Origin of the sequence: Streptomyces sp. NPDC048291, assembly GCF_043201715.1 — a bacterium.
Lineage (GTDB): Bacteria > Actinomycetota > Actinomycetes > Streptomycetales > Streptomycetaceae > Streptomyces.
This window is the reverse complement of record NZ_JBICZC010000011.1, coordinates 1-23,171: the sequence shown is the minus strand read 5'-3', so window position 1 is coordinate 23,171 and position 23,171 is coordinate 1. Positions and strand designations below refer to the sequence as shown.

Here is a 23,171-nt window from a genome sequence, read left to right as displayed (position 1 = left end):
ACGACCAGACGACCAACGGGGGACGACCATGGAAAGCCATGGCGGTACGTGTACGCAGGACCCGCGCGACGAGGTGGACGGCGTCGTCGACTGGGTGAGCCCGGGAGAGTTCGACGCCTCCTTCACCGCCGACATGCCGAGACTGCGCAGGCGGCTGCTCGCCCTGACCGGCAATCCGCACGACGCCGACGACCTCCTCCAGGAGACGTATCTGCGGCTCTCCCGGCGGGCCCGCGCCCGGAACCTGACGCCCCAGCAGTATCCGTACGCGTACGCCTGCACGGTCGCGCTGAACCTGCTGCGCGACTCCTGGCTGCACCCCTCCCGGCGGGAGCGCACCACGGACCGGCTGCCCGAGGCCGGCTGGGACGGCGGACTCGGCACCTACGAGGCCTCGGCCACCGCCCTCGCGCTGCTGAGCACGCTCTCGCCGAAGGAGGCCGCCGCGGTGATCCTCGTCGACCTGGAGGGGCTCAGCCACGACACGGCCGGGGAACGGCTCGGCACCCATCGCGGCACCGTCCAGCGCAACCGGATGCGGGCGCTGGCGAAGATGCGCGCCGCGCTGGCCGGCTGAACTCCGGGTGCCGCGCCCCGACGGGGGTGGGGCGCGGCACCCGGTGGATCCGCCCGACCCCCGCACCCGGCTCCACGTCGACGAAGGATGAACACCTTGAACCTCATCACGTCCGCCAGGACGCTCACGGTGGTCGCGGCTCTGGCCACGGCCCCGCTGCTGCCCCTCACCGCGCACGCCGCCGCCCAGGACACCTCGTGCGGGGTGCTGTCCTCCGGCGCCTCGGCCACCGCGCAGGCCGCCGTCCAGGCGGCCTGCTCCCAGATCGGCGTCTGGTACAGCTGGGGCGGCGGCCACGGCGCCACGCCCGGTGCCACCTACGGCTACTACGACGGCTCCGACCCGGACAGCCTGCACGACAACGAGCGCATGGGTTTCGACTGTTCGGGCCTGATGCGGTACGCGTACTACCGGGCGACCGGCCGGGACCTGCTCAACGGCACGGCCGACGACCAGTTCCACAGCCCGCAGGCCTCGGCCCGCTTCTCGGCCGGCCAGGGCACCGCTCCGCTGGTCCCCGGTGACCTGATGTTCTGGGGCAGCGGGTACGTCCACCACGTCGCGATGTACCTGGGCGCGGGGCAGATGGTCGAGGCGTACGAGTCGGGCACCCACATCCGGGTGACCCCGGTCCGCACGGGCGGCGACTACGCGGGCGCGATCCGCATCAACCCGACCGGCACACCGGTGCCCCCGCCGGCGAACGGCGGCTCGACGTTCGAGACCTGGGGCACGGGGGTGCACACGCACTCCACGCCGAGCGTGCACGCCTCGGTGGTCGACACCTTCGCCGGTCCCACGCAGGTCTCCGTCCAGTGCCAGGAGCACGCGGAGGAGGTGAGCGCCGAGGGCTACACCAACGACGTCTGGGCCAAGCTGGCCGACGGCTCCTGGATGACCAACATCTACATCAAGGGCCCGGCCGTGCTGCCCGGCATCCCGGACTGCGGCGGCGACAACCCGCCGCCGCCGAGCGGGGGCAGCACGGCGGTCCAGACCTGGGGCACGGGCGTGCGCACGCACAGCGAGCCGAACGTGAACGCCGGTGTCGTCGACTACTTCCCGCAGCCGACGACGGTCAACGTGGTGTGCCAGGCGCACGCCCAGACGGTCACCGCCGAGGGGTACACCAACGACGCCTGGTCGAAGCTGACCAACGGCGCGTGGATGACGAACATCTACCTCAAGGGCCCGGCCTGGCTGCCGGGGGTCGCCACCTGCTGACCCGGCTCCGGCCACGGGGTGCCCGCCACGGTGGGCGCCCCGTCTCTGCACCTACTCACTTTGTTCACTATGCACGGCCGCCCGTTGTTCGAGTCTGCGCAGGGCCAGTTCCCCCCACCGGAGGTTCTCGCGCTCGAAGGACATCCCGCGCAGCAGGGTGAGGTAGGGGCCGATGCGCTCGGCCTCGGCGAAGTACGCCTCCTCCGACCGGCCGGCCAGCAGGCGCTGCCTGAACCGTTCGTAGCGGGCCAGTTTGGCGGTGGCCCACTCCATGCGCCCGGCGACGGCGGTGCGGACCGCGTCGAGGTCGCCGGCGTCCGCGCACTGCACCTTGACCAGCAGTTCGTCGCGGACCACGGGCGGCCGGGCCGGGTCCTCGGCCGTGTACGCGCGGACCGCCTCGCGGCCGGCCGGGGTGAGCGAGAACAGCCTCTTGTTGGGGCGGCGTTCCTGCTCCACGACGCGGGCGGTGACCAGCCCCTCGGCCGCCATCCGCTCCAGCTCGCGGTAGAGCTGCTGGGGCGTCGCCGTCCAGAAGTTGGCGACCGTCGCGTCGAATCCCTTGGCGAGGTCGTACCCGGAGGCCTCGCCCTCCAGGAGGGCGGCCATCACCGCATTCCGCAGAGCCATGCGTGCACGCTAGCATGCACCTACTCAATTTTTTGACTAGGTGAGGTGGACCCATGCTTTCCGCGCACCCCGTGCATCCCTTCCGCAAGGCCGTCGAGAGCGGCGACATGGACGCCGTGGCCGCCCTGCTGGCCGACGACGTCGTCTTCACCAGCCCGGTCGCCTTCAAGCCGTACCCGGGCAAGCCGATCACGGCCGCGATCCTGCGCGCGGTGTGGCAGGTGTTCGAGGACTTCACCTACGTACGCGAGATCGCGAACCCGGACGGCCGCGACCACGCCTTCGTGTTCACGGCGACGGTCGCCGGCAAGCGGCTCCAGGGCTGCGACTTCCTGCACTTCGACGAGGACGGGCGGATCGACGAGTTCACGGTGATGGTGCGTCCGCTGTCGGCCGCGCAGGCGCTGTCCGAGGCGATGGGCGCCCGGTTCGAGCAGATCGCGCAGGAGGCCGCCGGCGGCCGGTGACCCCGGCCGGAGCCGCCGTGCCGCCGCAGCCGGCCCGGCTCAGGCCGGTGGAGCGTGCCGCACCTCGGGAAGGTCCGGGTCGAGGTCCGGGCGGCGGGGCGGACCCGCGAGCGCGCAGTCCACGGCGACCACGCCGTCGACGCCCCGCACCCACCCCACGGCCACCGGGACCAGCGTGGTGTCCGGGACGCGCCCGGTGAGGGTGACGACGCCGTCGCGGACCCGCACGCGCACCGGTTCGGCCACGTCGGGAAAGAGGTGCGGGACGATCTCGTGCCGGATCTCCTCGGCGATGTCCTCGTCGTCCCGCAGGAACACCTTGAGCAGGTCGGCGCGGCTCACGACGCCCTGCAGCAGGCCGTCCGCGTCGACCACCGGAAGCCGTTTGACCCCGTGCCGGGCCATCGTGCGCGCGGCCTCCGGCAGCGCGGCCCCGGGGTGGACGGTGACCGCCGGGACGGTCATCAGCTCCTCCGCGGTGACCGCCGTCGCCTTGCCGCGGCCGGGCGCGGGCAGGGGGCCGGGGCCGACGCCGCGAGCCTGTTCCTTCCGCAGCAGGTCGGCCTCCGAGACGACGCCGACGACGTGCCCGTCGTCGTCCAGGACGGGTGCCGCGCTGACGTGCCACTGCTGCATCGCCTGCACGATGTCCTTGAAGGCCGCGCCGTGGCGCAGGGCGAGGACGGTGCGGGTCATCACGTCGCTCACAACGTGTGGTGAGCCGGTCATGGCCACCTCCGGAGTCCGGCTGCCGTGGTCCGACACTCCCAGAATCGGCCATCGGAGCCCCGAGGGCATAGTCCGAACGGTCCCGGCCCCGGCCTGCACGGGACCCCGGGCGGCTCGACGGCTCGGGCGGCGCGACGGCTCGGGCGGCGCGACGGCTCGGGCGGCTCGGCGCTACGGCCGGGGCACCGGCACCCGCCACACCAGGGTCGTACCGCCGTCCTCGGCACCCCCGGGGCAGTCCCACTCCAGCCGGCCGCCGAGTTCCGCCGCCCGCTCGGCCATGTTGCGCAGCCCGCTGCGGCGGCCGTCGGGCGGGATGCCGACGCCGTCGTCCCTGACGGTGACGACCAGCTCCCGGCCGTCGGTCGACAGGGCGACCTCCGTACGGCCGGCGTGTGCGTGCCGGGCCACGTTGGTCAGGGCCTCGGACAGGACGGCGACCGCGTGGTCGGCGATCTCCTTGGGCACGTCCGTGTCGATGAGCCCCTCCATCCGCACGCTCGGCGCGAACCCGAGCGCCGGGGCCGCCTCGCCGACCACCCGCACGGCGCGGGCCCGCAGCCCGGTGCCGGCACCGTCCTCCCGGGTCCGCAGCCCGAAAATGGTCGACCTGATGATCTTGATGGTCTCGTCCAGGTCGTCCACGGCCCGCAGCACCCGCTCGGCGGCCTCCGAGTGCTCGATGAAGCGCCCGGCGCTCTGCAGGGTCATCCCGGTGGCGAACAGCCGCTGGATCGCCAGGTCGTGCAGGTCCCGGGCGATCCGGTCGCGGTCCTTGAGCACCGCGATCTCCTCGGCGTCCCGCCGCCGCTCCGCCAGCTCCATCGCGATGGCGGCCTGGGCGGCGAAGACCTGGAGGGGTTCGGTCTCCTTCGCGGTGTACGGCGGCTGTCCCGTCTCGCGGGCCAGCAGCACCACACCCCGCGCCCCCGCGCCGCCCGTGCCGATGGGGATCGCCATCGCCGGGCCGAGCCCGCCGAAGCGCGGCGGCTCGGGCGAGACCCGCTCGTCCCGGTTGACGTCCAGGGTGGTCACCGCCGCGCCCCGGGAGAACGCCAGGCCCATCAGGGTCCGGTCCACGCCCAGCACCAGCCCCCGGTGGTCGTCCGCGTCCATGCCGACGGCGATCTCCACGGTGAGCGAGTCGGTGTCCGTCATCGGCGTCGCGACCGCGGCAAGCGCCGACCCGGTGATCTCCCTGGCCTGTTCGGCGATCAGCCCGAGGGCCTCGGCGCTCGCGCTGCCGGACATCAGGCTGTGGCTGATCTCCGCGCTCGCCCGCAGCCAGCGCTCGCGCAGCCGAGACTCCTCGTACAGGCGGGCGTTGTCGATCGCCACACCGGCCGCCACGGCCAGCGTCGACGTCACCGACACGTCCTCCTCGTCGAACTGGCCGCCGCCCCGCTTCTCGGTGAGGTAGAGGTTGCCGAAGACCTGTTCGCGGACGCGGATCGGCACCCCGAGGAAGCTGTTCATCGGCGGGTGGTTCGGCGGGAAGCCGTACGAGGCCGGATGCTCGGAGAGCTTGGTCAGGCGCAGCGGCTCGGGGTGGCGGATCAGCTCGCCGAGGATTCCGTGGCCCTCCGGGAAGGGGCCGATCCGGGCGATCTCCTCCTCGGTGACGCCGACCGTGTGGAACGCCGACAGCCGCCTGCCGTCCGGCCCGATCACGCCGAGGGCCCCGTACTCGGCGTCGACCAGCACGGCCGCCGCCTCCACGATGCTGCGCAGGGCCTGCTCCAGGTCCAGCTCCCGGCCGACCGAGAGGACCGCCTCCAGCAGACTGTGCACACGGTCCCGGGTGCCGCGCGCCGCGTCCAGCCGGGCCTGCAGCTCCTCCAGCAGGTCGTCCAGCCTGAGCTGCGGCAGCCGTACCCGGGCCGCCTCATGGCTCTCCACCGCACTCCTCCCGATCCTGTCGACCCTTACACCGGCAGGTCCGGTCAAAGCCCACGGTAGTGGGCGCCTGCCGCGTCGGGCACCTGGATCGGGCAAGTCGGTTCCGGTGCCCACGGCAGTACCACGGGGTCAGGAAACGGGGTCCAGGCCGTACAGGGTGCGGCCGCCGGTCAGTTCACGTCCGGTGACCAGTTCCGGCTCGATGCGGACGAAGACCTCGCGCGGGGACGGCACCCAGGACCTGGGACCGTCGCGGACGAGCCGCTCGTGTTCGACGGGGTCGCCGACCACGGTCGCGCGGCCGGTCACGACGACGCTCCAGCCGGCCTGCGCGACGGCGTCGACCTCGTCGGCCTCGAAGGCGACGACCGACCCGTCGACGGCCCGCACCAGCTCCGAGGCCTCCGACGTGCGCAGGACCACCGCGCCGTCGCGGTCCAGTCCGAAGTTGACGGGCAGCACGGCCGGCAGCGCCCCACGCGTGTGGACGATACGGCCGACCGGCACCCCGGCGAGCCGCCGCAGGCACTCCCGCCGGTCGAGTTCACGGAATCCGTCGTTGGCATACATCGGCCGCCTCGCCCTTCAGCTCTCTCGCGACGGCGTCCACACGTACGACGCCGCCGGTGCCGCTTCGCGGATCCAGCCTGCCCCGGCCCGGCCCGGTCCGCTTGGGCCGTCCGGCCCCCGTCGGCCGCCGGACGGGCCCTCCCTCGCCGGAACAGCGCGAACCGGGCCGTTCGGGCCTGCCGCCGCGGGCCGAGGGGACCGAACGGCCCTTCCCCGCGACCCGCCGACTGGACTTCGCTCGTTCCATGGCCGACAACCACACGAGGTCCGCGACGTACCGCACGACCCGCACCGCCGGGGGCGCCACCGTCGTCACCCTGCACGGCGACCTCGACCTCCTGGCGGTTCCGGCCCTCTCCGCGGCCCTCGACGACCTGACGTCCGGTGCGGAGCCCGATCTGGTGCTCGACCTGAGCCCCGTCTCCTTCATCGACTGCTCCGGCCTCGGCCTCCTGTGCCGGGCCCGCAACCGGGTCCGGCACCGCACCGGCAGACTGCGGCTGGTCGCGCCGGACGACGACGTCCCCCTGCTGCTGCGCCGCACGGGCCTGGCCGACGCCTTCGAGCTGTACCCGGGCCTCCCCGAGGCCCTCGCCGGAACGGACACCTCCGGGGCGGTCGCCTAGCCGTTCCAGGTCCAGTCGGCGACCTCGGGCAGGTCGGTGCCGTGTTCGCGGATCCAGGCCTGGTGGCGGGTGCGGACGTCGGCCATCTGCTGGCGGACGGCGGCGGCGCGGACGGCGAGGCCGGGGACCCGGTCGATGACGTCCATGACCAGGCGGTAGCGGTCCAGGTCGTTGCGGACGACCATGTCGAACGGCGTGGTCGTGGTGCCGGACTCCTTGTAGCCGCGCACGTGCAGGTGCTCGTGGCCGGTGCGGCGGTAGGCGAGGCGGTGGATCAGCCAGGGGTAGCCGTGGTAGGCGAAGATCACCGGCTTGTCGGCGGTGAACAGGCCGTCGTACTCGAAGTCGGTCATGCCGTGCGGGTGTTCGCCCTTCGGGAGCAGCCGGGTCATGTCGACGACGTTCACCACCCGCACGGCCAGCTCCGGCAGGTTCCGGCGCAGCAGCTGGGCGGCGGCGAGCACCTCCTGGGTGGGCACGTCACCGGCGCAGGCGAGGACGACGTCGGGCTCGCGGGAGCCGTTCTCGGTGCCGGCCCACTCCCAGATCCCGGCGCCGCGCGCGCAGTGCTCGCGGGCCTGGTCCATGGAGAGCCAGTCGAAGCAGGGCTGCTTGCCGGCCACGATCACGTTGACGTAGTCCCGGCTGCGCAGCGCGTGGTCCGCCACCGAGAGCAGGGTGTTGGCGTCCGGCGGCAGGTAGACGCGGACGACCTCGGGGCTCTTGTTGAGGACGTGGTCGACGAAGCCGGGGTCCTGGTGCGAGAAGCCGTTGTGGTCCTGGCGCCAGACATGGGACGTGAGCAGGTAGTTGAGGGAGGCGATGGGCGCCCGCCAGGGCAACTCCCGTGACGTCTTGAGCCACTTGATGTGCTGGTTGACCATCGAGTCCACGATGTGCACGAACGCCTCGTAGCAGGAGAACAGCCCGTGCCGGCCGGTCAGCAGATAGCCCTCCAGCCAGCCCTGGCAGGTGTGTTCGGAGAGGATCTCCATCACCCGGCCGTGCCGGTCGAGGTGTTCGTCGACCGGCAGCCGCTCGGCCTGCCAGGCCTTGCCGCTGGCGGCGTAGACGGCCTGGAGCCGGTTGGAGGCGGTCTCGTCGGGGCCGACCAGGCGGAAGTTCCGGACGGCGCCCGTGTCCCGCATGACCTGTTCCAGCAGGTCGCCAAGGACGCGGGTGGGTTCGTGCAGGGTGGTGCCCGGCTTGTCGACGGGGACGGCGAAGTCGTCGAGGCCGGCGATGGGCAGGTCCCGGACGAGGAGGCCGCCGTTGGCGTAGGGGGTCGCGCCCAGCCGCTGCGCGCCGTCGGGGACACAGGCGAGCACGTCGGCGGCGGGCCGGCCGTCGGCGCCGAACAGCTCCTCGGGCCGGTACGAGCGCAGCCAGGCCTCCAGCTGCCGCAGGTGCTCGGGGTTCTCGCGGACGCCGGCCAGCGGGACCTGGTGGGCCCGCCAGGTGCCCTCGACGGGCTCGCCGTCCACCGTCGCCGGGCCGGTCCAGCCCTTCGGCGTGCGCAGCACGATGACCGGCCAGTGCACACGCTCGGTGACCCCGTCCTGGCGTGCCGTGCGCTGCATGACGGCGATCCGGTCCAGGGCGTCGTCCAGCGCGGCGGCCATGGCCCGGTGGACCTCGTGCGGGTCGTCGCCCGTGACATGGATCGGTTCGTGGCCGTAGCCGCGCAGCAGCGAGTCGAGTTCGGCCTCGGGCAGGCGGGCCAGGACGGTCGGGTTGGCGATCTTGTAGCCGTTGAGGTGCAGGATCGGCAGGACGGCCCCGTCGTGCACCGGGTCGAGGAACTTGTTGGAGTGCCAGGAGGCGGCCAGCGGCCCGGTCTCCGCCTCGCCGTCGCCGATCACGCAGGCGACCAGCAGGTCGGGGTTGTCCAGCGCCGCGCCGTAGGCGTGGGAGAGGGAGTAGCCGAGTTCGCCGCCCTCGTGGATGGAGCCGGGGGTCTCGGGGGCGACGTGGCTGGGGACGCCGCCGGGGAAGGAGAACTGCCGGAACAGCCGCTCCATGCCCTCCGCGTCACGGGACACGTCCGGGTAGGTCTCGCTGTAGCTGCCCTCCAGCCAGGAGTTGGCCAGCACGGACGGGCCGCCGTGCCCCGGCCCCCACACGCACAGCGCGTCGAGACCGCGCGCCCTGACCACCCGGTTGAGATGGGTGTACACGAGGTTGAGACCCGGTGAGGTGCCCCAGTGGCCGAGCAGCCGGGGCTTGATGTGCTCGGGCCGCAGGGGCTCGGTGAGCAGCGGGTTGGACATCAGGTAGATCTGGCCCGCCGCGAGGTAGTTGGCGGCACGCCAGTGCGCGTCCAGGGTGCGCAGTTCCTCGTCGGACAGTACGGTGGCGTCCTGGTGTTCGACCTTGGGCATCGGATGGCTCCATGGATAGGTCATCGGGCGGTGGAGGCGGCATGGCCGGCAAGCAGGCGGCTGAGCTGCCGCGCAAGGTGTACGAGGCGGAACTGCTGCGGTTGCAGACCGAGTTGGTGAAGCTGCAGGAGTGGGTGCGGGCCACGGGTGCACGTCTAGTAGTGATCTTCGAGGGACGGGACGCGGCCGGCAAAGGCGGGACGATCAAACGGGTGACCGAACACCTCAATCCGCGGATCGCCCGGATCGCGGCGCTGCCGAAGCCCACCGAGCGCGAGCGCACCCAGTGGTACTTCCAGCGGTACGCGGAGCACCTCCCGGCCGCCGGGGAGATCGTGCTGTTCGACCGGTCCTGGTACAACCGGGCCGGCGTCGAACGGGTGATGGGCTTCTGCACGAAGGACGAGTACCAGCTCTTCCTTCGGCACTGCCCGATCTTCGAGCGGATGCTGGTGGAGTCCGGGATCCTGCTGCGCAAGTACTGGTTCTCGGTGAGCGACACCGAGCAGCAGGACCGGTTCCGCAAGCGCCTCGAAGATCCGCTCCGGCGCTGGAAGCTCTCGCCGATGGACCTGGAGTCGATCACCCACTGGGAGGCCTACTCCAGGGCGAAGGACGAGATGCTGGTCCACACGGACGTCGCCGACGCGCCCTGGTACGTCGTGGAGAGCGACGACAAGCGCCGGGCCCGGCTGAACATGATGGCCCACCTGCTGTCGACCGTGCCCTACCACGACGTGCCGCCGCCGGTGCTCGAGCTCCCGAAGCGACCTCCGTCGACCGGTTACGAACGCCCGCCGCGGGATCTCCAGACCTACGTCCCCGACCATACGGCGAGCCTCTGAGCCGCGGCCGGTCACCGCGGTCGCGTCCGGGCGGGCCCCTCGACGGTCCCGGTGCGGGGGCGGGTGCGCGTGCACTGCCATGGCGGCGATCCCTTCGGGGAGCCGGGGACGACGCGGACGGTTCCTGACGCCTTCCACCCTGACGGGGCGGGCACGGGCGCGCCGGATGCCGAAGGTCGGTACCCGTTGGGCCGAACGGCCCTGACCGTCCGCCCAGTTGAGCATGTACACGGCGTGTGCGTCGCGGCGCGGCGCGGACCGGCGGATTCTGGGCTCACCCGACGGAAGGCGAGGCATGACCCACGGCAGCGGCGGACCCCCGGGGTGGCACCGGCTCGTGCCCGGACTCGTCCCGCTGCTCGGCTACCGGCGCGCCTGGCTGAAGGGCGACCTGCTGGCCGGGGTGACCGTCGCCGCCTACCTGGTGCCGCAGGTGATGGCGTACGCCGGGGTGGCCGGGCTGCCCCCGGTCGCCGGGCTGTGGGCGATCCTGCCCGCCCTGGCCCTGTACACGGTGTTCGGCTCCTCGCGGCTGCTGTCGGTCGGCCCCGAGTCGACGACCGCCCTGATGACGGCCACCGTGGTCGCCCCGCTCGCCACCGGCGACCCCGACCGGTACGCCGCACTGGCGGCCGGCCTCGCCGCCACGGTCGGCCTGCTCTGTGTGGTCGCGCGCGCCGTCCGCCTCGGTTTCCTGGCGGACCTGCTCTCCCGCCCCGTCCTGATCGGGTACCTGGCCGGCGTCGCCCTGATCATGGTCGTGGACCAGCTGCCCAAACTCACCGGAGTGCCGGGGACCGGAACCGAGTTCTTCCCCCAGCTCTGGTCGTTCCTCACCCGTCTGGGCGAGGCCCATGCGGCGACCGTGGTCCTCTCGGCGGCGGCGCTGCTCCTGCTCTTCGTCGTCACGCGGTACTTCCCGGCGCTCCCCGGCCCGCTGCTGACCGTGGTCCTGGGTACGGCGGCCGTGGTGGCGTTCGACCTCGACGACCGTTACGGCATCAAGGTCATCGGCACGGTCCCGGCGGGTCTGCCCGGCCTCGCCGTACCCGACCCGACCGAGCTGCCACGCCTGGTGCTCCCCGCCATCGGGGTCCTCCTGGTGGCGTACACGGACTTCATCCTCACCGCCCGCGCGTTCGCCGGCCGCGGCCCCGACGAGGGCCCCGGGCTCGACGCCGACCAGGAGTTCCTGGCCCTCGGCGCGGCCAACCTCGGCGCGAGCGCCCTGCACGGCTTCCCGGTGAGCAGCAGCGCCAGCCGCACCGCACTGGCCACCTCGGCGGGGGCCCGCAGCCAGGCGTACTCCCTGGTCGCCGGTGCCCTGGTCCTCGCGGTCCTGCTCTTCCTGAGCCCCCTGCTCACCCGGACGCCCGCCGCGGTGCTCGGCGCCCTGGTCGTCTACGCGGCGACCCGGATGACGGACCTCGCCGGCTTCCGCCGTCTGGCCGCCTTCCGCCGCCGCGAACTGCTCCTCGCGCTCGGCTGCCTGGCCGGGGTCCTCGCCCTGGACATCCTGTACGGCGTGCTGGTCGCCGTCGGCCTGTCGGTGGCCGAACTGCTGACCCGGGTGGCCCGCCCGCACGACGCGGTCGAGGGCCTGGTGCCCGGCGTGGCCGGCATGCACGACATCGACGACTACCCCACCGCCCGCACGATCCCCGGCCTCCTGGTCTACCGCTACGACTCGCCCCTGTTCTTCGCCAACGCCGAGAACTTCCACCGCCGGGCCCTGGCCGCCGTCGACCAGCAGACCGCGCCCGTCCGCTGGTTCGTCCTCAACATGGAGGCCAACGTCGAGGTCGACATCACCGCCCTCGACGCGGTGGACGCCCTGCGCCGCGAACTGATCGCGCGCGACGTCGAGTTCGCCCTCGCCCGGGTGAAGCAGGACCTGCTGGACAGCCTGGAGGCGTACGGCCTCGCGGACGCGGTCGGCCACGACCGCGTCTTCCCGACCCTCCCGACGGCGGTGACGGCGTACCGCGCGTGGCTGGCGGCACAGCCGGGGCGGTAGCGCGGGGAGCGGTAGCGCGGGGGCGGTCATGGCTCCGCGAGTTACGGCCGTCCGGGTCGCTGCCGTACCGAAGGTCCCGGGCCGAGGGGACCGCTCGGCCCATGGCGGGCCCGGCCCCGGCACCGCACGCTGGCAGTGGCGGCGCGTACCCGCGTCCCGCCCCTTCTCGTCCCGTCCCACTCCGGGAGGCAGGCCATGAACACCCCGTCGACCCTCAGCATGCCGCGCGTGCTGTCCGCCGAGCGGCAGCGGCAGCTGATGCGCCACGCCAGGGAGGTCTCCTTCCCGCAGGGAGCGCGGCTCTTCGAGGAAGGCGGTCACGCCGACCGGTTCTGGATCATCCGGACCGGCCGTGTCGACCTCGACATGCACGTCCCGGGCCGCCGTGCGGCCGTAATAGAGAGCCTCGGGCACAACGAGCTCATCGGCTGGTCCTGGCTGTTCGCACCCCCCGTCTGGCACCTGGGCGCCGAGGCCACCACCCCGGTCCGCGCCTACGAGTTCGACGCCGCGACCGTACTGGCCCTGTGCCAGGAGGATCAGGCGCTGGGCAACGCGGTCAGCCAGTGGGTGGGCCAGGTCCTCGCGCACCGCCTGCGCGCGGCCCGCAAGCGGCTGCTGGACCTGTACGCCCCGTACGGCGCAGGCGCGAGCGTCTGACGCGAGTGGGGCCGGTCGGCCCTAGTGCGACCGGCCCCCCGCGGACGATGATCCTCGTGGGCGACCCGCGACCTGCCCTCAGTCCGGGACAGCCGGGGAGCCGGGCGAGCCGGGACAACCGAGCGAGCCGGGACAACCGGAAGCCGGACAGTCGGAGAGCCGGCAGACCAGGGAGCCGGGGACAAGGGGACGTCATGATGTCGGAGTCACGCACCTTCTCGGAGCAGGACCCGATCCGCGTGTTCCTGCTCGACGACCACGAGGTCGTCCGGCGCGGCATCACCGACCTCCTCGACGCGGAACCCGACATCGCGGTCGTCGGTGACGCCGGCACCGTCCAGCACGCCCTCGCCCGCGGCCCCGCCCTGCGCCCGCACGTCGCCGTCCTGGACGTCCGGCTGCCCGACGGCGACGGCATCACGGTCTGCCGGGAACTGCGCGACCAGATGCCCGGCCTGGCCTGCCTCATGCTCACCTCCTTCGACGACGAGGACGCCCTGCTGGACGCGATCATGGCCGGGGCGTCCGGCTACGTCCTCAAGCAGATCAAGGGCTCCGACCTGGTCTCGGCGGTCCGCACGGTCGCCTCGGGCCAGTCGATGCTGGACCCCGCGACCACGGCCCGCCTCATGCGCTCCCTGCGCGCCGACCCCGCCGAGACCCCGTCCGTGCCGCCCGAGCTGGCGGGCCTCTCGCCCCGCGAGCGGGACATCCTCGCGTTGATCGGCGACGGCCTCACCAACCGCGAGATCGGCAAGAAGCTGTACCTCTCCGAGAAGACCGTCAAGAACCACATCTCCCGCCTCCTCGCCAAGCTGGGCGTCCAGCGCCGCGTCCAGGCCGCGGTCCTCGCCACCCACCTGGAGCAGCCGGAGAGCGGCGGCCGGCCGACGAGGTAGCGGCGGCCGGCCGACGAAGCAGAACGCAGAACGTCGAAGAAGCCCCCGGAAGCTCGCAGGCTTCCGCCGGCAGTCGAGACGGGTGCGGACGCGGTCCTGGCGGCGTCCGTCTTCCCCTTCGGGGAGCCGCGGACAGGGAACGTGAAAGACGTACGGAGGGAGGCGGGGCCCCGGTCCGACGAGGCGCCCGCCGGGCTCTCACCCGTTCCCCGCGGCCACGTACAGGGGGTAGGCGAAGAGGTCGTGGCAGCGCAGGGTGCGCCCGCCGACGTTGACGATCTTGTTCTCCGAGACCGACCGCACCCGGTAGAGCGCCGTGACCGTGCGCATGTCGCCCTTGACGCCTCCGTTGCGCACCAGGATGTTGACCGGCGTCGCGTAGTCGTCCCGAGACGTGTCGGACCCGGCGCCCGCTCCGGGCGCCGCGCCGGCGTCGCGCAGCGTGCCGAGCAAAACGTTGAGCGCGGTCATCATCGAGTAGGCGCGCTGGGCGGGTTCGTCGTCCCAGTAGCCTTCGAGCAGATACACGAACATGCCCGTCGCCTCCTCGTCACGGACGCCTGCCGCGTCGCGAGACGACGGGTTCTCCAAGGGGTTCGAGACCCATACCGCGAGCTCACGCAGTCCGCGCGGGGCGCCGCCTCCGCCCGGCGTGAAGATGACCCTTCGCGCCCGCATGGTCTCCAGGACGAACGTGGCCCGTCCTTCGTCCACGTCGTCCAAGAATGCCGGGCGGGTCATGCGCAGCTCGCCCTTCTTCCGCAGATGGCGGGTCACGGACTCGGCCAGTTCGTGGTCGTTCGCGGCGCGTTCCGCAGCTCCCTGCTGGTGTTCGACGACGGGGCCGGTGAAGCCGAGGGTGACCCGCCACTGGCGGTTCCTGGCCTTCGCGGTCGTCGCGCCGATCTGCTCGGCGTAACTCACCAACCGGGGCCGGTCGATGTACAGGTAGTCCCGGAACACGGGCGATCCCTCCTCGCAGGAGCTCAGGACGTCACCTGGGCGCTCAGCCGCGGTCCCGGCCGGTGATCAGGTGGTCACACGCCTCTTTCAGCGCGCGTCTCTCGGTGCGCGGCAGGGACTTCCCCTCGCGCGAGGCCAGCCATGTCTGCAGGACGGCGATGGTCTGATCGCGCGCCTCGGGGTCCCTCGGCTCACCGTCGGCCATCAGGACCCCCAGCACGGCCCGGCTCATTGTGCTCCGGTCACCGGAGAACTCGCCCCGGTCCATCGCGGCGAGCGCCGCCAGGCCGTGCTCGAGGGCCTTGCCCCGGTCGTCGTCGTCATCGTCCCATTCGTCGCCGGACTGCCACAGATCGCGAAAGGCCAGTGCCGCGTTGTAGCGGGCCATCGCGCGAAGGTCCGCCTCCTCGTCCGGCAGCAGCGCCAGCGCGCTCTCCAGATGGGCGGCGGCACGCCGCAGCACGGACCTGTCGACTCCGTGATCACTCCACGACAGCTTGGGGAGCGCCCCGCCGAGCTTCAGGTGCGCTCCGGCCGCGGTGACGGGGAAACGGGCGGCGTCGACCTGCCGCAGGATCGCCTCGCTTCGCCGGATACCCTCTTCCCGGTCGTCCACCGCGTCGGACGCCTCGGACTGGCGCAGAGCGAAGAGGACTTCCCGGGCGGGCTCGATCTCGGCCGGGTCGTCGGAGAAGGCCTGAGAGGCGAGCGCCGCGATCTCGGCGATCATCGGGGAGCCCGACCAGTCGGACTCCGTCTCCCCCTTGGCCAGCTCGCTCGCCCGCAACAGGACGATCATGTCTGTGCCGTTGGGTTCCACCTCGCCTTCCATCAGCATCAGGATCAGGTCGTCGAAGTCGGCAGGCCTCATCCGCGTCCTCCGGTCGGTGAGTCCGGTGGGGCATGGTGCACACGCCCCATGCCCCACCGGCCGCGACGCCAACCCTGGCCCGTCACAGCGCCGGCGCGTCCACCCGCTCCGCCTTCTCTCCAGCGGCTCTTCGATCCGCGACCGGCGTCCGGCAACTCGAAGAGCACTCAGGCTCCAAGTGATGACCCGACATTGATCGGGGCCCGGTAACCGGCCGACGAAGCGGCCGAGTTCGGGCAGGCCGCCGGGAGCGCCGGGGCCTCCGGCCCAACCCGTGCACCCGGGCCGGCCCATCGATCGAGCCGCCCCGCAGATCCCGGTCGCCGCGCCGCCAGGCGTGCGCGTCCGCGTTGACGAATCACGGTCCGCCTCCCATCAGCCCTGTCCGCCCAGCCGTGGTCCCGCCCACCCCAGAGGGCGGTACGTGATTATTTGATCGTTTTTGTCGCCTTCGTGTCCATGTACACCGAGGACGGAGTACGGTTCGAGACCGTCACGGTCGAGAACTCCCCGGATCGGCAGCCGACATGCTGAGGGTCGAAGTACTGGAGGCTGCGCTTCCGTCAATGACACGGTGGCGTGCACCTGGGGGACGGAGCGTGGACTGGGCCGCCGTCGAGGCGGTCCGAGGTGTATCAGGTCCTGGTCGTCGACGACTTCCTGACGGTGTCGGTTCCCCTTCCAGGCGCCGAGGCGTCATGGGCGTCCGCGTCCAGGGAGGACGAGGTCCTCCAGGATCTGTACGAGACGGGTGATACCGCGGGCTACGTTCCCTTCCCTCAGCCGGGAGGCCTGATCTCCTGGGCGGAGTCCAATGCGGGGACTCCTTCTACTGGAGGACAAGCCCCGCGGCCCCGGACGCATGGCCGGTGGTCGTCCGCGTGGACAACGCCGACTGGCGCCGTCCCCGACACTCTCCGACTGCAGCGGCGCATCCGCCGGTACCACGTGGACCACGGTGTCCAGCACGGCGACATCGTCGCCATGGCGCTCGACGCATTCCTTCGCGCCAAGGGCTACCCTCCCGACATCACCGCGCACAAGGCCGAAGAACAGTGATCACTCGGCCGGCCGCGGATGTGCCCCGCGCCCTCTCACCAGATGGCGCCTTGTCCGGTGGGCCGCAGGCGTTACCTCAATGCTCACAAACCCTCTCTGCCGCGGCGCCCGCGGGCGCGGTCGGCACACGCCGCTGCTCCTGCCCGGATCGGCGGGAGCAGCGGTGGGCCTGCGACGGTGACGTCACCAACCGGGCGGGATGATCCCGGCGACCGTCACGGTGTTCCCAGAGCCACGCTCCGGGGCGGAACCCGCGGTCGCCGTCGTCACCACTGTCGCGCCGACTGCCAGAGCGGCCGTCAGAAGGCTGGCGATCAACGCGGCCAGCGCACCGTACCTGCGGCGTCGTTCCATCTCGTCGGTCCTCCTCGCTCCCCGTTCGGGGACGTGCCGGAATGGGATGTTCATCGGCAGTCTGGCGTTCGGCGCCCCGGACAGGCTTCCGTCATGTGACCCATCGGGTGACCGCATCAAGGAGCCGGGGCGGCGCCATGGACCGGCATGGGGACGGGCGGTGCGCGTGGCTGAAGTGCGCCATCGGCTGGAAAGTCAGGCGGTGCCCGTGGCTGACGTCACGGCGGCGGCCAACTCCGAGCGGGAGGCGATGCCGAGCTTGGGGAAGATCCGGTAGAGATGGCTGCCGACCGTGCGGTGGGAGAGGTACAGCCGCCGGCCGATCTCCCGGTTGGTGAAGCCCTGGGCGGCAAGCCGTGCGATCTGCCACTCCTGGGGTGTGAGCCGGTCCAGCGGTCCGGGCTTGCGGTCGCCGCTCGCCTCGCCGGACGCCTGCAGTTCCTGGCGGGCGTCCTCGCCTTCGACCACGGCGCCGAGGGCGTCGAAGGCGTCTCGGGCGGAACGCAGGTGGACGCGGGCCTCCGACACCTGGTGGCGCCGTCGCAGCCAGGTGCCGTAGGCGAACTGGAGGCGGGCCCGATGCATCGGCCAGGCTGCCAGATCGGCGCCGGGCGCATCGGCGAACAGCTTCTCCGCGCCGTCGTCGGCCAGCATGGGTGCGGCGATCGTGAGGCCGGCCCGCAGCAGCGGGTTGCCTGTGGTCCGCGCGAGCGGGGCCAGTTCGGCGCAGCGGGCCCGCGCGGCTTCCCGGTGGCCGCTGCCGCCGGCGGCGACGACGTAGTCGGCCAGGGCCCACGCCCGCAGGTGTGGGTGGTAGGCGATGTCCGCCGGATCGAAGACGCGTGCCAGCTGTTCGTACGCCTCGTCGTAGCGGCCCGCGCCGAGGGCGGCGACGCCTCGGGCGATCGCCACCTGGGCGAGCATCGGTGGGATGCGGGCGGGCAGCAGGACCCGCTCGGCCCGAGCGGCGAGGTCCATGGCGGTGGCGGTGTCCCCGCGCCGGCCGGCCACCACGGCCGCGACGAGCTGGGTTCCGGTGGCCCAGAACGGTCTCCCGGACTCGACCAGCAGCCGGCCGCCCTCGTCGGCGGCGGACGCCGCGATGTCCAACCGGCCGACCAGCACGGCCGCCCAGGCCTGGACGAGCAGACACCTGCCGAGTGCGCCGAACTGCCCCTGCTCCGACAGTCCGTCGGCGGCTGCCGCGAGGAAGCCGACCGCCTGGTCGCACGCTCCGACAGCTTGTGCGGTGTTGCCCAGAAGGTAGTCGTGGTACGGGTCCGGGTCCCCGGGACGGCGACGACCGAGCCGTCGCAGGACCGCGGCTCCCCGCTCGGTCGGATCGGCCAGCGCCAGGATCGACAGTACCTGCGGGTCGTCGGGTGCCGCTGCGGCGTCGGCCAGTCCGGCCATCCGCCGGCACACCCGCGGATCCGGGTTGGACCACCACATCCGCATCACCACGTTCTCCATCGTCTCCAGCGCCTCGACGGTGTGCCCCGCCCGCAGCATGCGCTCGGCCAGCTCGGCGAAGGCCTCGGCCGGGTTGAAGCCGGACCGGGTGGTCCCGTGCACCTCCCGCTCCCACTGCAACCGGAGGCGGTCCCCGGCTTCGAGTTCGAGCCTCTCCGCCTCGTCGAGCAGCCGCAGGATCTGCGCCGGCCGGCCGCCCTCGCTCCTCGCGACCGCGGCGCGGAGCAGGAGCCTGCCGCGCCGCGTCGGCCGGGCGGTGAGCCGGGCCGCCCGCGCGATTGCCGTGGCCGCCTCCGAGATCGCGCCACGGAGTCTGGCGCGATCCGCGACCGCCTCCAGCTCATCTGACAGGTCCTCGTCAGGGCCGACCGCTGCCGCCGCCCGGTGCCACACCCGGCGGTCCGGCTCGTCCCCCAGCAGCTCGGCCACTGCCGCGTGCGTCTGCCGCCGCTCCGCTTCGCCGGCCGCCTGCCGGACCGCCGAGCACACCAGCGGATGGCGGAACCGCACCCCGGCCGGGTCGGCCACGACGAGCCCGGCGGCCACCGCGGGCGCCAGGTCCGCGCTGGACACCTCGTTGCCGACCATCCGGCCGGCCGCGGCGAGGGCCGTGGCGCTGTCCCCTTCGAGCGCGAGCGCCAGGAGCGCAGTCCGGCATGCCGACGGCAGGCCGGTCAGGCGGGCGGCGTACGCCTGCTCGAGCCTGTCGCTCAACGGCAACCGCGCGGGCACCTCCGCCCAGCCGGGCGACTCACGCATCGTCACCGCCAGCTCCACCAGGGCCAGTGGGTTGCCGGACGCCTCGTCCAGCACCCGTCGGCGTACCCGGGGATCGAGCCGGGCACGCGAGTCCAGAAGCGCCGCCGACGCCGCGGTCTCCAGTGGTCCCGGCTGCAGCTCCGGCAGGCCGACCATGCGCAGAGGGTTGTCGTCACCCTCGCCGTCGCGGCATGCGGCCAGCAGTACGACCGGATCCGCCTCCAGCCGGGTGCCGAGGAACGCCAGCACCTCACTCGTCGACCGGTCCAGCCAGTGCACGTCGTCGGCGACCACCAGGACCGGCCCCTGCTCGGCCAGCAACTCCAGGGCGGCCAGAGCGATGACGAAGACACCCGGGGCAGGTTTGTCGACGAGCCCGAACGCACTCAGCAGGGCCTCCCGCTGCTGGGCGGGAAGCCGGCCCATACCGGCGCGTAGATGCCACCAGAGCTGGTGCAGCCCGGCAAACGCCAGAGACGCCTCGCTGGGCACCCCCTCGCAGGTCACCACCAGCATTCCACGCTCGCGCGCCCGGCCGGCCGCCCAGTCCAGCAACGCGGACTTGCCGATGCCCGGCTCGCCCCGGACCAGCAGCGTCCCGCCGAGGGGTGCCTCCGACACGGCAGCGCTCAACAGCGCGTCCACCGCTGCCATCTCGTCGTCCCGTCCGATCAACGGCGTCATTACCGCCCCCCGCCTTCGGTACTGACGTAGTGTCATCGTCAGCGCACCGCTTCGGCAAGTACCGTCGGCCGCCTGCGCAGTTGATGGAGAGCAGGAGCGCCAGGGGGTCGGCGGGCCGCAGGAAGCGGCCCTGCACAGCGGCCTCGACGGCCTCGCATCCGTGCACCCATGACCGGGCTCGTCAAGCGGCCCGCACAGAGGCGACGGCGCTCACTGCGCGCAGGCATCCACCCGGACCGCCCCCGAGCGGCGGCGAACAGACCGTTGCTCGATCGACATGCACACGAAAGGACCCGACCCGCGTTTCCACCGGTCGGGACCCTTGATCCGGAGTGCCCCGGCTGGGCTACGGCCGGACCCTGCTCAGGGTGGGCGTACGCCGACTCTGCCTACGGAGGACGGGCCGGCGTCGACCAGCGCCCTGGCGGCTGCCGCCGCAGCCGCTCCGGGCCGCACGCACGTCAGTTACTTCGCCGCCTCGGTGGCGTCGTCCGCCTCCGCTCGTGCCAGAACCGCGTCCAGGGTGGCGTACTCGGCCTCCTCGACGGCCGCGATCGCGAAGGAGATGGCATCGGAGGCATAGTCCTCGGCGTCGTCTGCGGCTTTCCGCAGCCGCTTCACGTCGCGTTCCTCCTTGCGTTCCTCGATCTTGTCGCGGACCGCGGTCACATGCTCCTGCCAGGAGGTCTGTACCTGGTTCCAGGCACCGGTGACGTGCCCCTTCGTCTGTTCCCCGCTCGCCTTCAGCCGCTGGGCGCCCTGCTCGGCCTTGTCCTTCGCGTCGGCCACCGCGGCGGACAGCTTCTGCCGGTCCTGCGAGAGACCGGCCTCCACCGTCCGCTGCGCGTCGCGGGCCTTCTCCGAGAGTTCGGCGAGCTTGCTCACCGGGGCGGCCGGGTCGGTCGGAGGCGTCGGGTTCGACATGAGTGCATCCCTTCGTTGACGGACGTGCTGTTCGTTGACGGACGTGCTGTTCGTTGACGGACGTGCTGCGTACGGAGCGGGGAAGGAGTCAGTGGGACCCGACGAGCCGGCCCCTGGCCTGAGCGGTCCGACGGGTCCGCGCGGACAGCGCGAGCACGAAGGCGCCGTGCAGGATGCTGAAGGCGCCGAACACGGTGGCGAGTGTCACCGCCCCGCTGTCGGGCCGCGCCGCGAGCATGAACCCGAGGACGATCGAGACGAGGCCGCTGAGCAGCCACATCGCCCGCTCGCCCGCGCTCCCGCCGTGCCGGAACGACAGGGCCACCTCCATGACGCCGGTGACCGGTGCCCACGCCGCCACCCATGCCGTCAGCACCAGCGCCGTGACGCCCGGCCACGTCAGTGCGCCGAACGCCGCGGCGAAGGACAGCACGGCCGGCAGCAGATACCCGAGGGCCGAGCCGGCGCGGTCACTGCTGAAGGCGCGTATGAGATCGATACCGGCGGCCAGGAGCCCTCGCCAGAACAGAGCGGTGGCGGTCGACCTGGCCATGATCACGCCCTTCTCGTTCGGAGACTGCCCGCCCGCGCGGAGCGGAACCGAGGCGGTGCGGCCCTCACCCTGCCGCGGTGTGACTCGGCCCGCTTGCGTCAAACGACTCAACGGGCGGCTTACCCGTACGCGTTCGGCGTCGTCCGCAGTCGATTGACGGAAGGTCGGCGAACCGCCCGGCGCATACCCTGCGAGCGGCATCCCGTGGGAAGCGAACCAAGGAGTGGTCATGGGCTCTGCGACAAACGGGTCACACATCCGGCTCCGGAACGAGCAGGCCGTCCTGGCGCGGATGCGTGGGACCCAGGACCGGATCGCGGACGCGATCACCACCTTCTCCGGGACCATGCAGTTCGTCTACATCCACGCGGTGTGGTTCACGGTCTGGATCACCTTCAACGAGGGGCTGTTCGGCCGTTCCGCGGTCTGGGACCCGTACCCCTTCGGGCTGCTCACGATGATCGTCAGCCTTGAGGCGATCTTTCTGTCCACGTTCGTGATGGTGAGCCAGAACCGCCAGGCGGTCCGCGAAAAGGTCCGCGCCGACCTGGACTTCGAGACCGACATCCGCTCGGAGGTGTGGTCGGCTCACATCGGATCTGCCCTCGGCGTCGACCCGGACAAGGTCGAACAGGAGGTGCAGGCGCTCCTCGCGAAGAACCAGGCGAAGATGAACGGCGCCGCGCAGCCGAGCGAGTAGGCGGGCTCGTCGGCGTACCGTGCGCACGTCAGTCAGACGACCGAAGCGGCGGCGCCGGCCAGGCGGTGACGATGCCCTTCATCGGGCCGAACTGTCTCCGGGAGGTCCTGTCATGATCCAACGCCACCGTCCTCTCCTCTCCTACTGGGACTGGCAGCAGCGGGCGCGCTGCCGGGGCATGGACAGCTCCGTCTTCTTCTCCCCGCCCGGTGAACACGGTCCCGAGAAGCGCGCGCGGGAGGCGAAGGCCCGGGCCGTCTGCAGGCGCTGCCCGGTGATCGAGCCCTGTGCCTGGACCGCCATGAGCGGTCCTGAAGCGTACGGCGTCTGGGGAGGCATGTCCGAGGTGGAGCGCAGACAGCTTCGGCGACCGGGGCGGCGCAGGGACGTTGCCGCGGAGTCCGAGATGGCCGACTCCGAGTGAAGCAGTTGTTACAGGGAGGGCGTGCGATGGCGGCGAACAGTGGCGGTGCGGACGCGGAGCGGTCGCGGCTCGCGGAGGCCGACGCGGGGCGGGCGGCGTGGCGGCGCTGGGGTCCCTATCTGAGCGAGCGGCAGTGGGGCACGGTGCGGGAGGACTACAGCCGGGGAGGTGACGCGTGGTCGTACTTCACCCATGACCAGGCCCGTTCCCGGGCCTACCGCTGGGGCGAGGACGGCATCGCGGGCGTCAGCGACGACAAGCAGCGGCTGTGCCTCGCGCTGGCGCTCTGGAACGGGCGGGATTCGATCCTGAAGGAGCGGATGTTCGGCCTCACCAACGCGGAGGGCAACCACGGCGAGGACGTCAAGGAGTACTACTTCCACCTCGACAACACGCCCACCCACTCGTATATGAAATACCTCTACAAGTATCCGCAGGATGCCTTCCCGTACGACGACCTGGTCGCCACCAACCGGGCCAGGGGCCGCCGGGACGTCGAGTACGAGCTGCTGGACACGGGAGTCTTCGACGAGGACCGCTACTTCGACGTGTTCGTCGAGTACGCCAAGGCCGGCCCCGAGGACCTGCTGGTCGAGATCACCGCGCACAACCGCGGCCCCGAGGAGGCCACGCTGCACCTGCTGCCGACGCTCTGGTTCCGGCACACCTGGTCGTGGGCGGGCGGCACGGCCGTACCGGGCCTGCGGCTCACGCCGGGCGCGATCCGGGCCGACCACGAGGAACTCGGCGCGCGGTGGCTGTATTTCACAGGTGACCCGGAGACTCTCTTCACCGAGAACGACACCGACAACGAGCGGATCTTCGGCAGCCCCAACGCCACCCCCTACGTCAAGGACGGCATCGGCCGGTACGTCGTCGACGG

20 protein-coding genes and 2 pseudogenes are annotated in these 23,171 nt (G+C 72.2%); 12 read left to right on the top strand and 10 right to left on the bottom strand.

Annotated elements, in window-relative coordinates:
- The first annotated feature begins 28 nt into the window (after window positions 1–28).
- Window positions 29–577: an RNA polymerase sigma factor gene (locus ACGF5O_RS28555; protein ID WP_393812741.1), complete on the top strand. Its 549-nt coding sequence runs from the start codon at window positions 29–31 to the stop codon at window positions 575–577.
- 87 nt (window positions 578–664) lie between these two features.
- A complete protein-coding gene (locus ACGF5O_RS28550; protein WP_393812740.1) occupies window positions 665–1,801 on the top strand; it encodes a C40 family peptidase in 1,137 nt (378 codons plus the stop codon).
- A gap of 51 nt (window positions 1,802–1,852) precedes the next feature.
- Here the strand turns inward: ACGF5O_RS28550 and ACGF5O_RS28545 are convergent, their stop codons facing one another.
- On the bottom strand, window positions 1,853–2,431 hold the full coding sequence (locus ACGF5O_RS28545; protein ID WP_393812739.1) for a PadR family transcriptional regulator: 579 nt from the start codon (window positions 2,429–2,431) through the stop codon (window positions 1,853–1,855).
- 71 nt (window positions 2,432–2,502) lie between these two features.
- Here ACGF5O_RS28545 and ACGF5O_RS28540 point away from each other — a divergent pair, with 71 nt between their 5' ends.
- Complete coding sequence (locus tag ACGF5O_RS28540; protein WP_393813111.1) at window positions 2,503–2,898, top strand: nuclear transport factor 2 family protein; 396 nt, start codon at window positions 2,503–2,505, stop codon at window positions 2,896–2,898.
- A 39-nt stretch (window positions 2,899–2,937) separates the two neighbouring features.
- Here the strand turns inward: ACGF5O_RS28540 and ACGF5O_RS28535 are convergent, their stop codons facing one another.
- The 3 genes from ACGF5O_RS28535 to ACGF5O_RS28525 all read right to left on the bottom strand — a co-directional run bounded on the left by ACGF5O_RS28535 (window position 2,938) and on the right by ACGF5O_RS28525 (window position 6,096).
- A complete protein-coding gene (locus ACGF5O_RS28535) occupies window positions 2,938–3,627 on the bottom strand; it encodes a CBS domain-containing protein (protein ID WP_393812738.1) in 690 nt (229 codons plus the stop codon).
- Between the two features lie 171 nt (window positions 3,628–3,798).
- A complete protein-coding gene (locus ACGF5O_RS28530; protein ID WP_393812737.1) occupies window positions 3,799–5,526 on the bottom strand; it encodes a GAF domain-containing protein in 1,728 nt (575 codons plus the stop codon).
- 129 nt (window positions 5,527–5,655) lie between these two features.
- Window positions 5,656–6,096, bottom strand: coding sequence for a pyridoxamine 5'-phosphate oxidase family protein (locus tag ACGF5O_RS28525; protein WP_393812736.1), 441 nt, complete (start codon window positions 6,094–6,096; stop codon window positions 5,656–5,658).
- Window positions 6,097–6,341: 245 nt separating this feature from the next.
- Between ACGF5O_RS28525 and ACGF5O_RS28520 the strand changes: the two genes are divergently transcribed.
- A complete protein-coding gene (locus tag ACGF5O_RS28520; RefSeq protein ID WP_393812735.1) occupies window positions 6,342–6,722 on the top strand; it encodes an STAS domain-containing protein in 381 nt (126 codons plus the stop codon).
- Here the strand turns inward: ACGF5O_RS28520 and ACGF5O_RS28515 are convergent.
- Window positions 6,719–9,103: a phosphoketolase gene (locus ACGF5O_RS28515; protein WP_393812734.1), complete on the bottom strand. Its 2,385-nt coding sequence runs from the start codon at window positions 9,101–9,103 to the stop codon at window positions 6,719–6,721. The two genes, ACGF5O_RS28520 and ACGF5O_RS28515, sit on opposite strands and share 4 nt — an antisense overlap.
- 41 nt (window positions 9,104–9,144) lie before the next feature.
- Between ACGF5O_RS28515 and ppk2 the strand changes: the two genes are divergently transcribed.
- From ppk2 to ACGF5O_RS28490, 5 genes and pseudogenes are all read left to right on the top strand, one after another.
- Window positions 9,145–9,948: a polyphosphate kinase 2 gene (ppk2, locus tag ACGF5O_RS28510; protein WP_393812733.1), complete on the top strand. Its 804-nt coding sequence runs from the start codon at window positions 9,145–9,147 to the stop codon at window positions 9,946–9,948.
- A 295-nt stretch (window positions 9,949–10,243) separates the two neighbouring features.
- A complete protein-coding gene (locus tag ACGF5O_RS28505; RefSeq protein ID WP_393812732.1) occupies window positions 10,244–11,965 on the top strand; it encodes a SulP family inorganic anion transporter in 1,722 nt (573 codons plus the stop codon).
- 195 nt (window positions 11,966–12,160) lie between these two features.
- Complete coding sequence (locus ACGF5O_RS28500) at window positions 12,161–12,625, top strand: cyclic nucleotide-binding domain-containing protein (protein ID WP_393812731.1); 465 nt, start codon at window positions 12,161–12,163, stop codon at window positions 12,623–12,625.
- A gap of 197 nt (window positions 12,626–12,822) precedes the next feature.
- Window positions 12,823–13,524: a response regulator gene (locus ACGF5O_RS28495; protein WP_393813110.1), complete on the top strand. Its 702-nt coding sequence runs from the start codon at window positions 12,823–12,825 to the stop codon at window positions 13,522–13,524.
- 63 nt (window positions 13,525–13,587) lie between these two features.
- Window positions 13,588–13,692 (top strand): annotated as a pseudogene (locus ACGF5O_RS28490) (imidazole glycerol phosphate synthase subunit HisF); the annotation flags it as partial.
- Between the two features lie 30 nt (window positions 13,693–13,722).
- Here the strand turns inward: ACGF5O_RS28490 and ACGF5O_RS28485 are convergent.
- From ACGF5O_RS28485 to ACGF5O_RS28465, 5 genes are all read right to left on the bottom strand, one after another.
- Complete coding sequence (locus ACGF5O_RS28485; protein WP_393812730.1) at window positions 13,723–14,487, bottom strand: hypothetical protein; 765 nt, start codon at window positions 14,485–14,487, stop codon at window positions 13,723–13,725.
- A gap of 43 nt (window positions 14,488–14,530) precedes the next feature.
- Window positions 14,531–15,358: a hypothetical protein gene (locus ACGF5O_RS28480; protein ID WP_393812729.1), complete on the bottom strand. Its 828-nt coding sequence runs from the start codon at window positions 15,356–15,358 to the stop codon at window positions 14,531–14,533.
- 1,608 nt (window positions 15,359–16,966) lie between these two features.
- A complete protein-coding gene (locus ACGF5O_RS28475) occupies window positions 16,967–19,687 on the bottom strand; it encodes an ATP-binding protein (RefSeq protein WP_393812728.1) in 2,721 nt (906 codons plus the stop codon).
- Window positions 19,688–20,152: 465 nt separating this feature from the next.
- The gene (locus ACGF5O_RS28470) at window positions 20,153–20,611 is read right to left on the bottom strand and encodes a hypothetical protein (protein WP_393812727.1); all 459 of its coding nucleotides are present in this window, start codon (window positions 20,609–20,611) and stop codon (window positions 20,153–20,155) included.
- Between the two features lie 88 nt (window positions 20,612–20,699).
- Window positions 20,700–21,164, bottom strand: a complete 465-nt coding sequence (locus tag ACGF5O_RS28465) for an HdeD family acid-resistance protein (protein ID WP_393812726.1) — start codon at window positions 21,162–21,164, stop codon at window positions 20,700–20,702.
- A 229-nt stretch (window positions 21,165–21,393) separates the two neighbouring features.
- Here ACGF5O_RS28465 and ACGF5O_RS28460 point away from each other — a divergent pair, with 229 nt between their 5' ends.
- From ACGF5O_RS28460 to ACGF5O_RS28450, 3 genes and pseudogenes are all read left to right on the top strand, one after another.
- The gene (locus tag ACGF5O_RS28460; protein ID WP_393812725.1) at window positions 21,394–21,864 is read left to right on the top strand and encodes a DUF1003 domain-containing protein; all 471 of its coding nucleotides are present in this window, start codon (window positions 21,394–21,396) and stop codon (window positions 21,862–21,864) included.
- 112 nt (window positions 21,865–21,976) lie between these two features.
- Complete coding sequence (locus ACGF5O_RS28455) at window positions 21,977–22,288, top strand: WhiB family transcriptional regulator (RefSeq protein WP_393812724.1); 312 nt, start codon at window positions 21,977–21,979, stop codon at window positions 22,286–22,288.
- 26 nt (window positions 22,289–22,314) lie between these two features.
- Window positions 22,315–23,171: pseudogene (locus tag ACGF5O_RS28450) on the top strand (glucosidase); the annotation flags it as partial.

Excerpts from the sequence above, each read along its gene's own strand:
- ACGF5O_RS28555 (WP_393812741.1), top strand. The coding sequence starts at position 29 with ATGGAAAGCCATGGCGGTACGTGTACGCAGGACCCGCGCGACGAGGTG.
- ACGF5O_RS28550 (WP_393812740.1), top strand. The coding sequence starts at position 665 with ATGAACACCTTGAACCTCATCACGTCCGCCAGGACGCTCACGGTGGTC.
- ACGF5O_RS28545 (WP_393812739.1), bottom strand. The coding sequence starts at position 2,431 with ATGGCTCTGCGGAATGCGGTGATGGCCGCCCTCCTGGAGGGCGAGGCC.
- ACGF5O_RS28535 (WP_393812738.1), bottom strand. The coding sequence starts at position 3,627 with ATGACCGGCTCACCACACGTTGTGAGCGACGTGATGACCCGCACCGTC.
- ACGF5O_RS28525 (WP_393812736.1), bottom strand. The coding sequence starts at position 6,096 with ATGTATGCCAACGACGGATTCCGTGAACTCGACCGGCGGGAGTGCCTG.
- ACGF5O_RS28520 (WP_393812735.1), top strand. The coding sequence starts at position 6,342 with ATGGCCGACAACCACACGAGGTCCGCGACGTACCGCACGACCCGCACC.
- ACGF5O_RS28515 (WP_393812734.1), bottom strand. The coding sequence starts at position 9,103 with ATGCCCAAGGTCGAACACCAGGACGCCACCGTACTGTCCGACGAGGAA.
- ppk2 (WP_393812733.1), top strand. The coding sequence starts at position 9,145 with ATGGCCGGCAAGCAGGCGGCTGAGCTGCCGCGCAAGGTGTACGAGGCG.
- ACGF5O_RS28505 (WP_393812732.1), top strand. The coding sequence starts at position 10,244 with ATGACCCACGGCAGCGGCGGACCCCCGGGGTGGCACCGGCTCGTGCCC.
- ACGF5O_RS28500 (WP_393812731.1), top strand. The coding sequence starts at position 12,161 with ATGAACACCCCGTCGACCCTCAGCATGCCGCGCGTGCTGTCCGCCGAG.
- ACGF5O_RS28495 (WP_393813110.1), top strand. The coding sequence starts at position 12,823 with ATGTCGGAGTCACGCACCTTCTCGGAGCAGGACCCGATCCGCGTGTTC.
- ACGF5O_RS28480 (WP_393812729.1), bottom strand. The coding sequence starts at position 15,358 with ATGAGGCCTGCCGACTTCGACGACCTGATCCTGATGCTGATGGAAGGC.
- ACGF5O_RS28475 (WP_393812728.1), bottom strand. The coding sequence starts at position 19,687 with ATGACGCCGTTGATCGGACGGGACGACGAGATGGCAGCGGTGGACGCG.
- ACGF5O_RS28470 (WP_393812727.1), bottom strand. The coding sequence starts at position 20,611 with ATGTCGAACCCGACGCCTCCGACCGACCCGGCCGCCCCGGTGAGCAAG.
- ACGF5O_RS28465 (WP_393812726.1), bottom strand. The coding sequence starts at position 21,164 with ATGGCCAGGTCGACCGCCACCGCTCTGTTCTGGCGAGGGCTCCTGGCC.
- ACGF5O_RS28460 (WP_393812725.1), top strand. The coding sequence starts at position 21,394 with ATGGGCTCTGCGACAAACGGGTCACACATCCGGCTCCGGAACGAGCAG.
- ACGF5O_RS28455 (WP_393812724.1), top strand. The coding sequence starts at position 21,977 with ATGATCCAACGCCACCGTCCTCTCCTCTCCTACTGGGACTGGCAGCAG.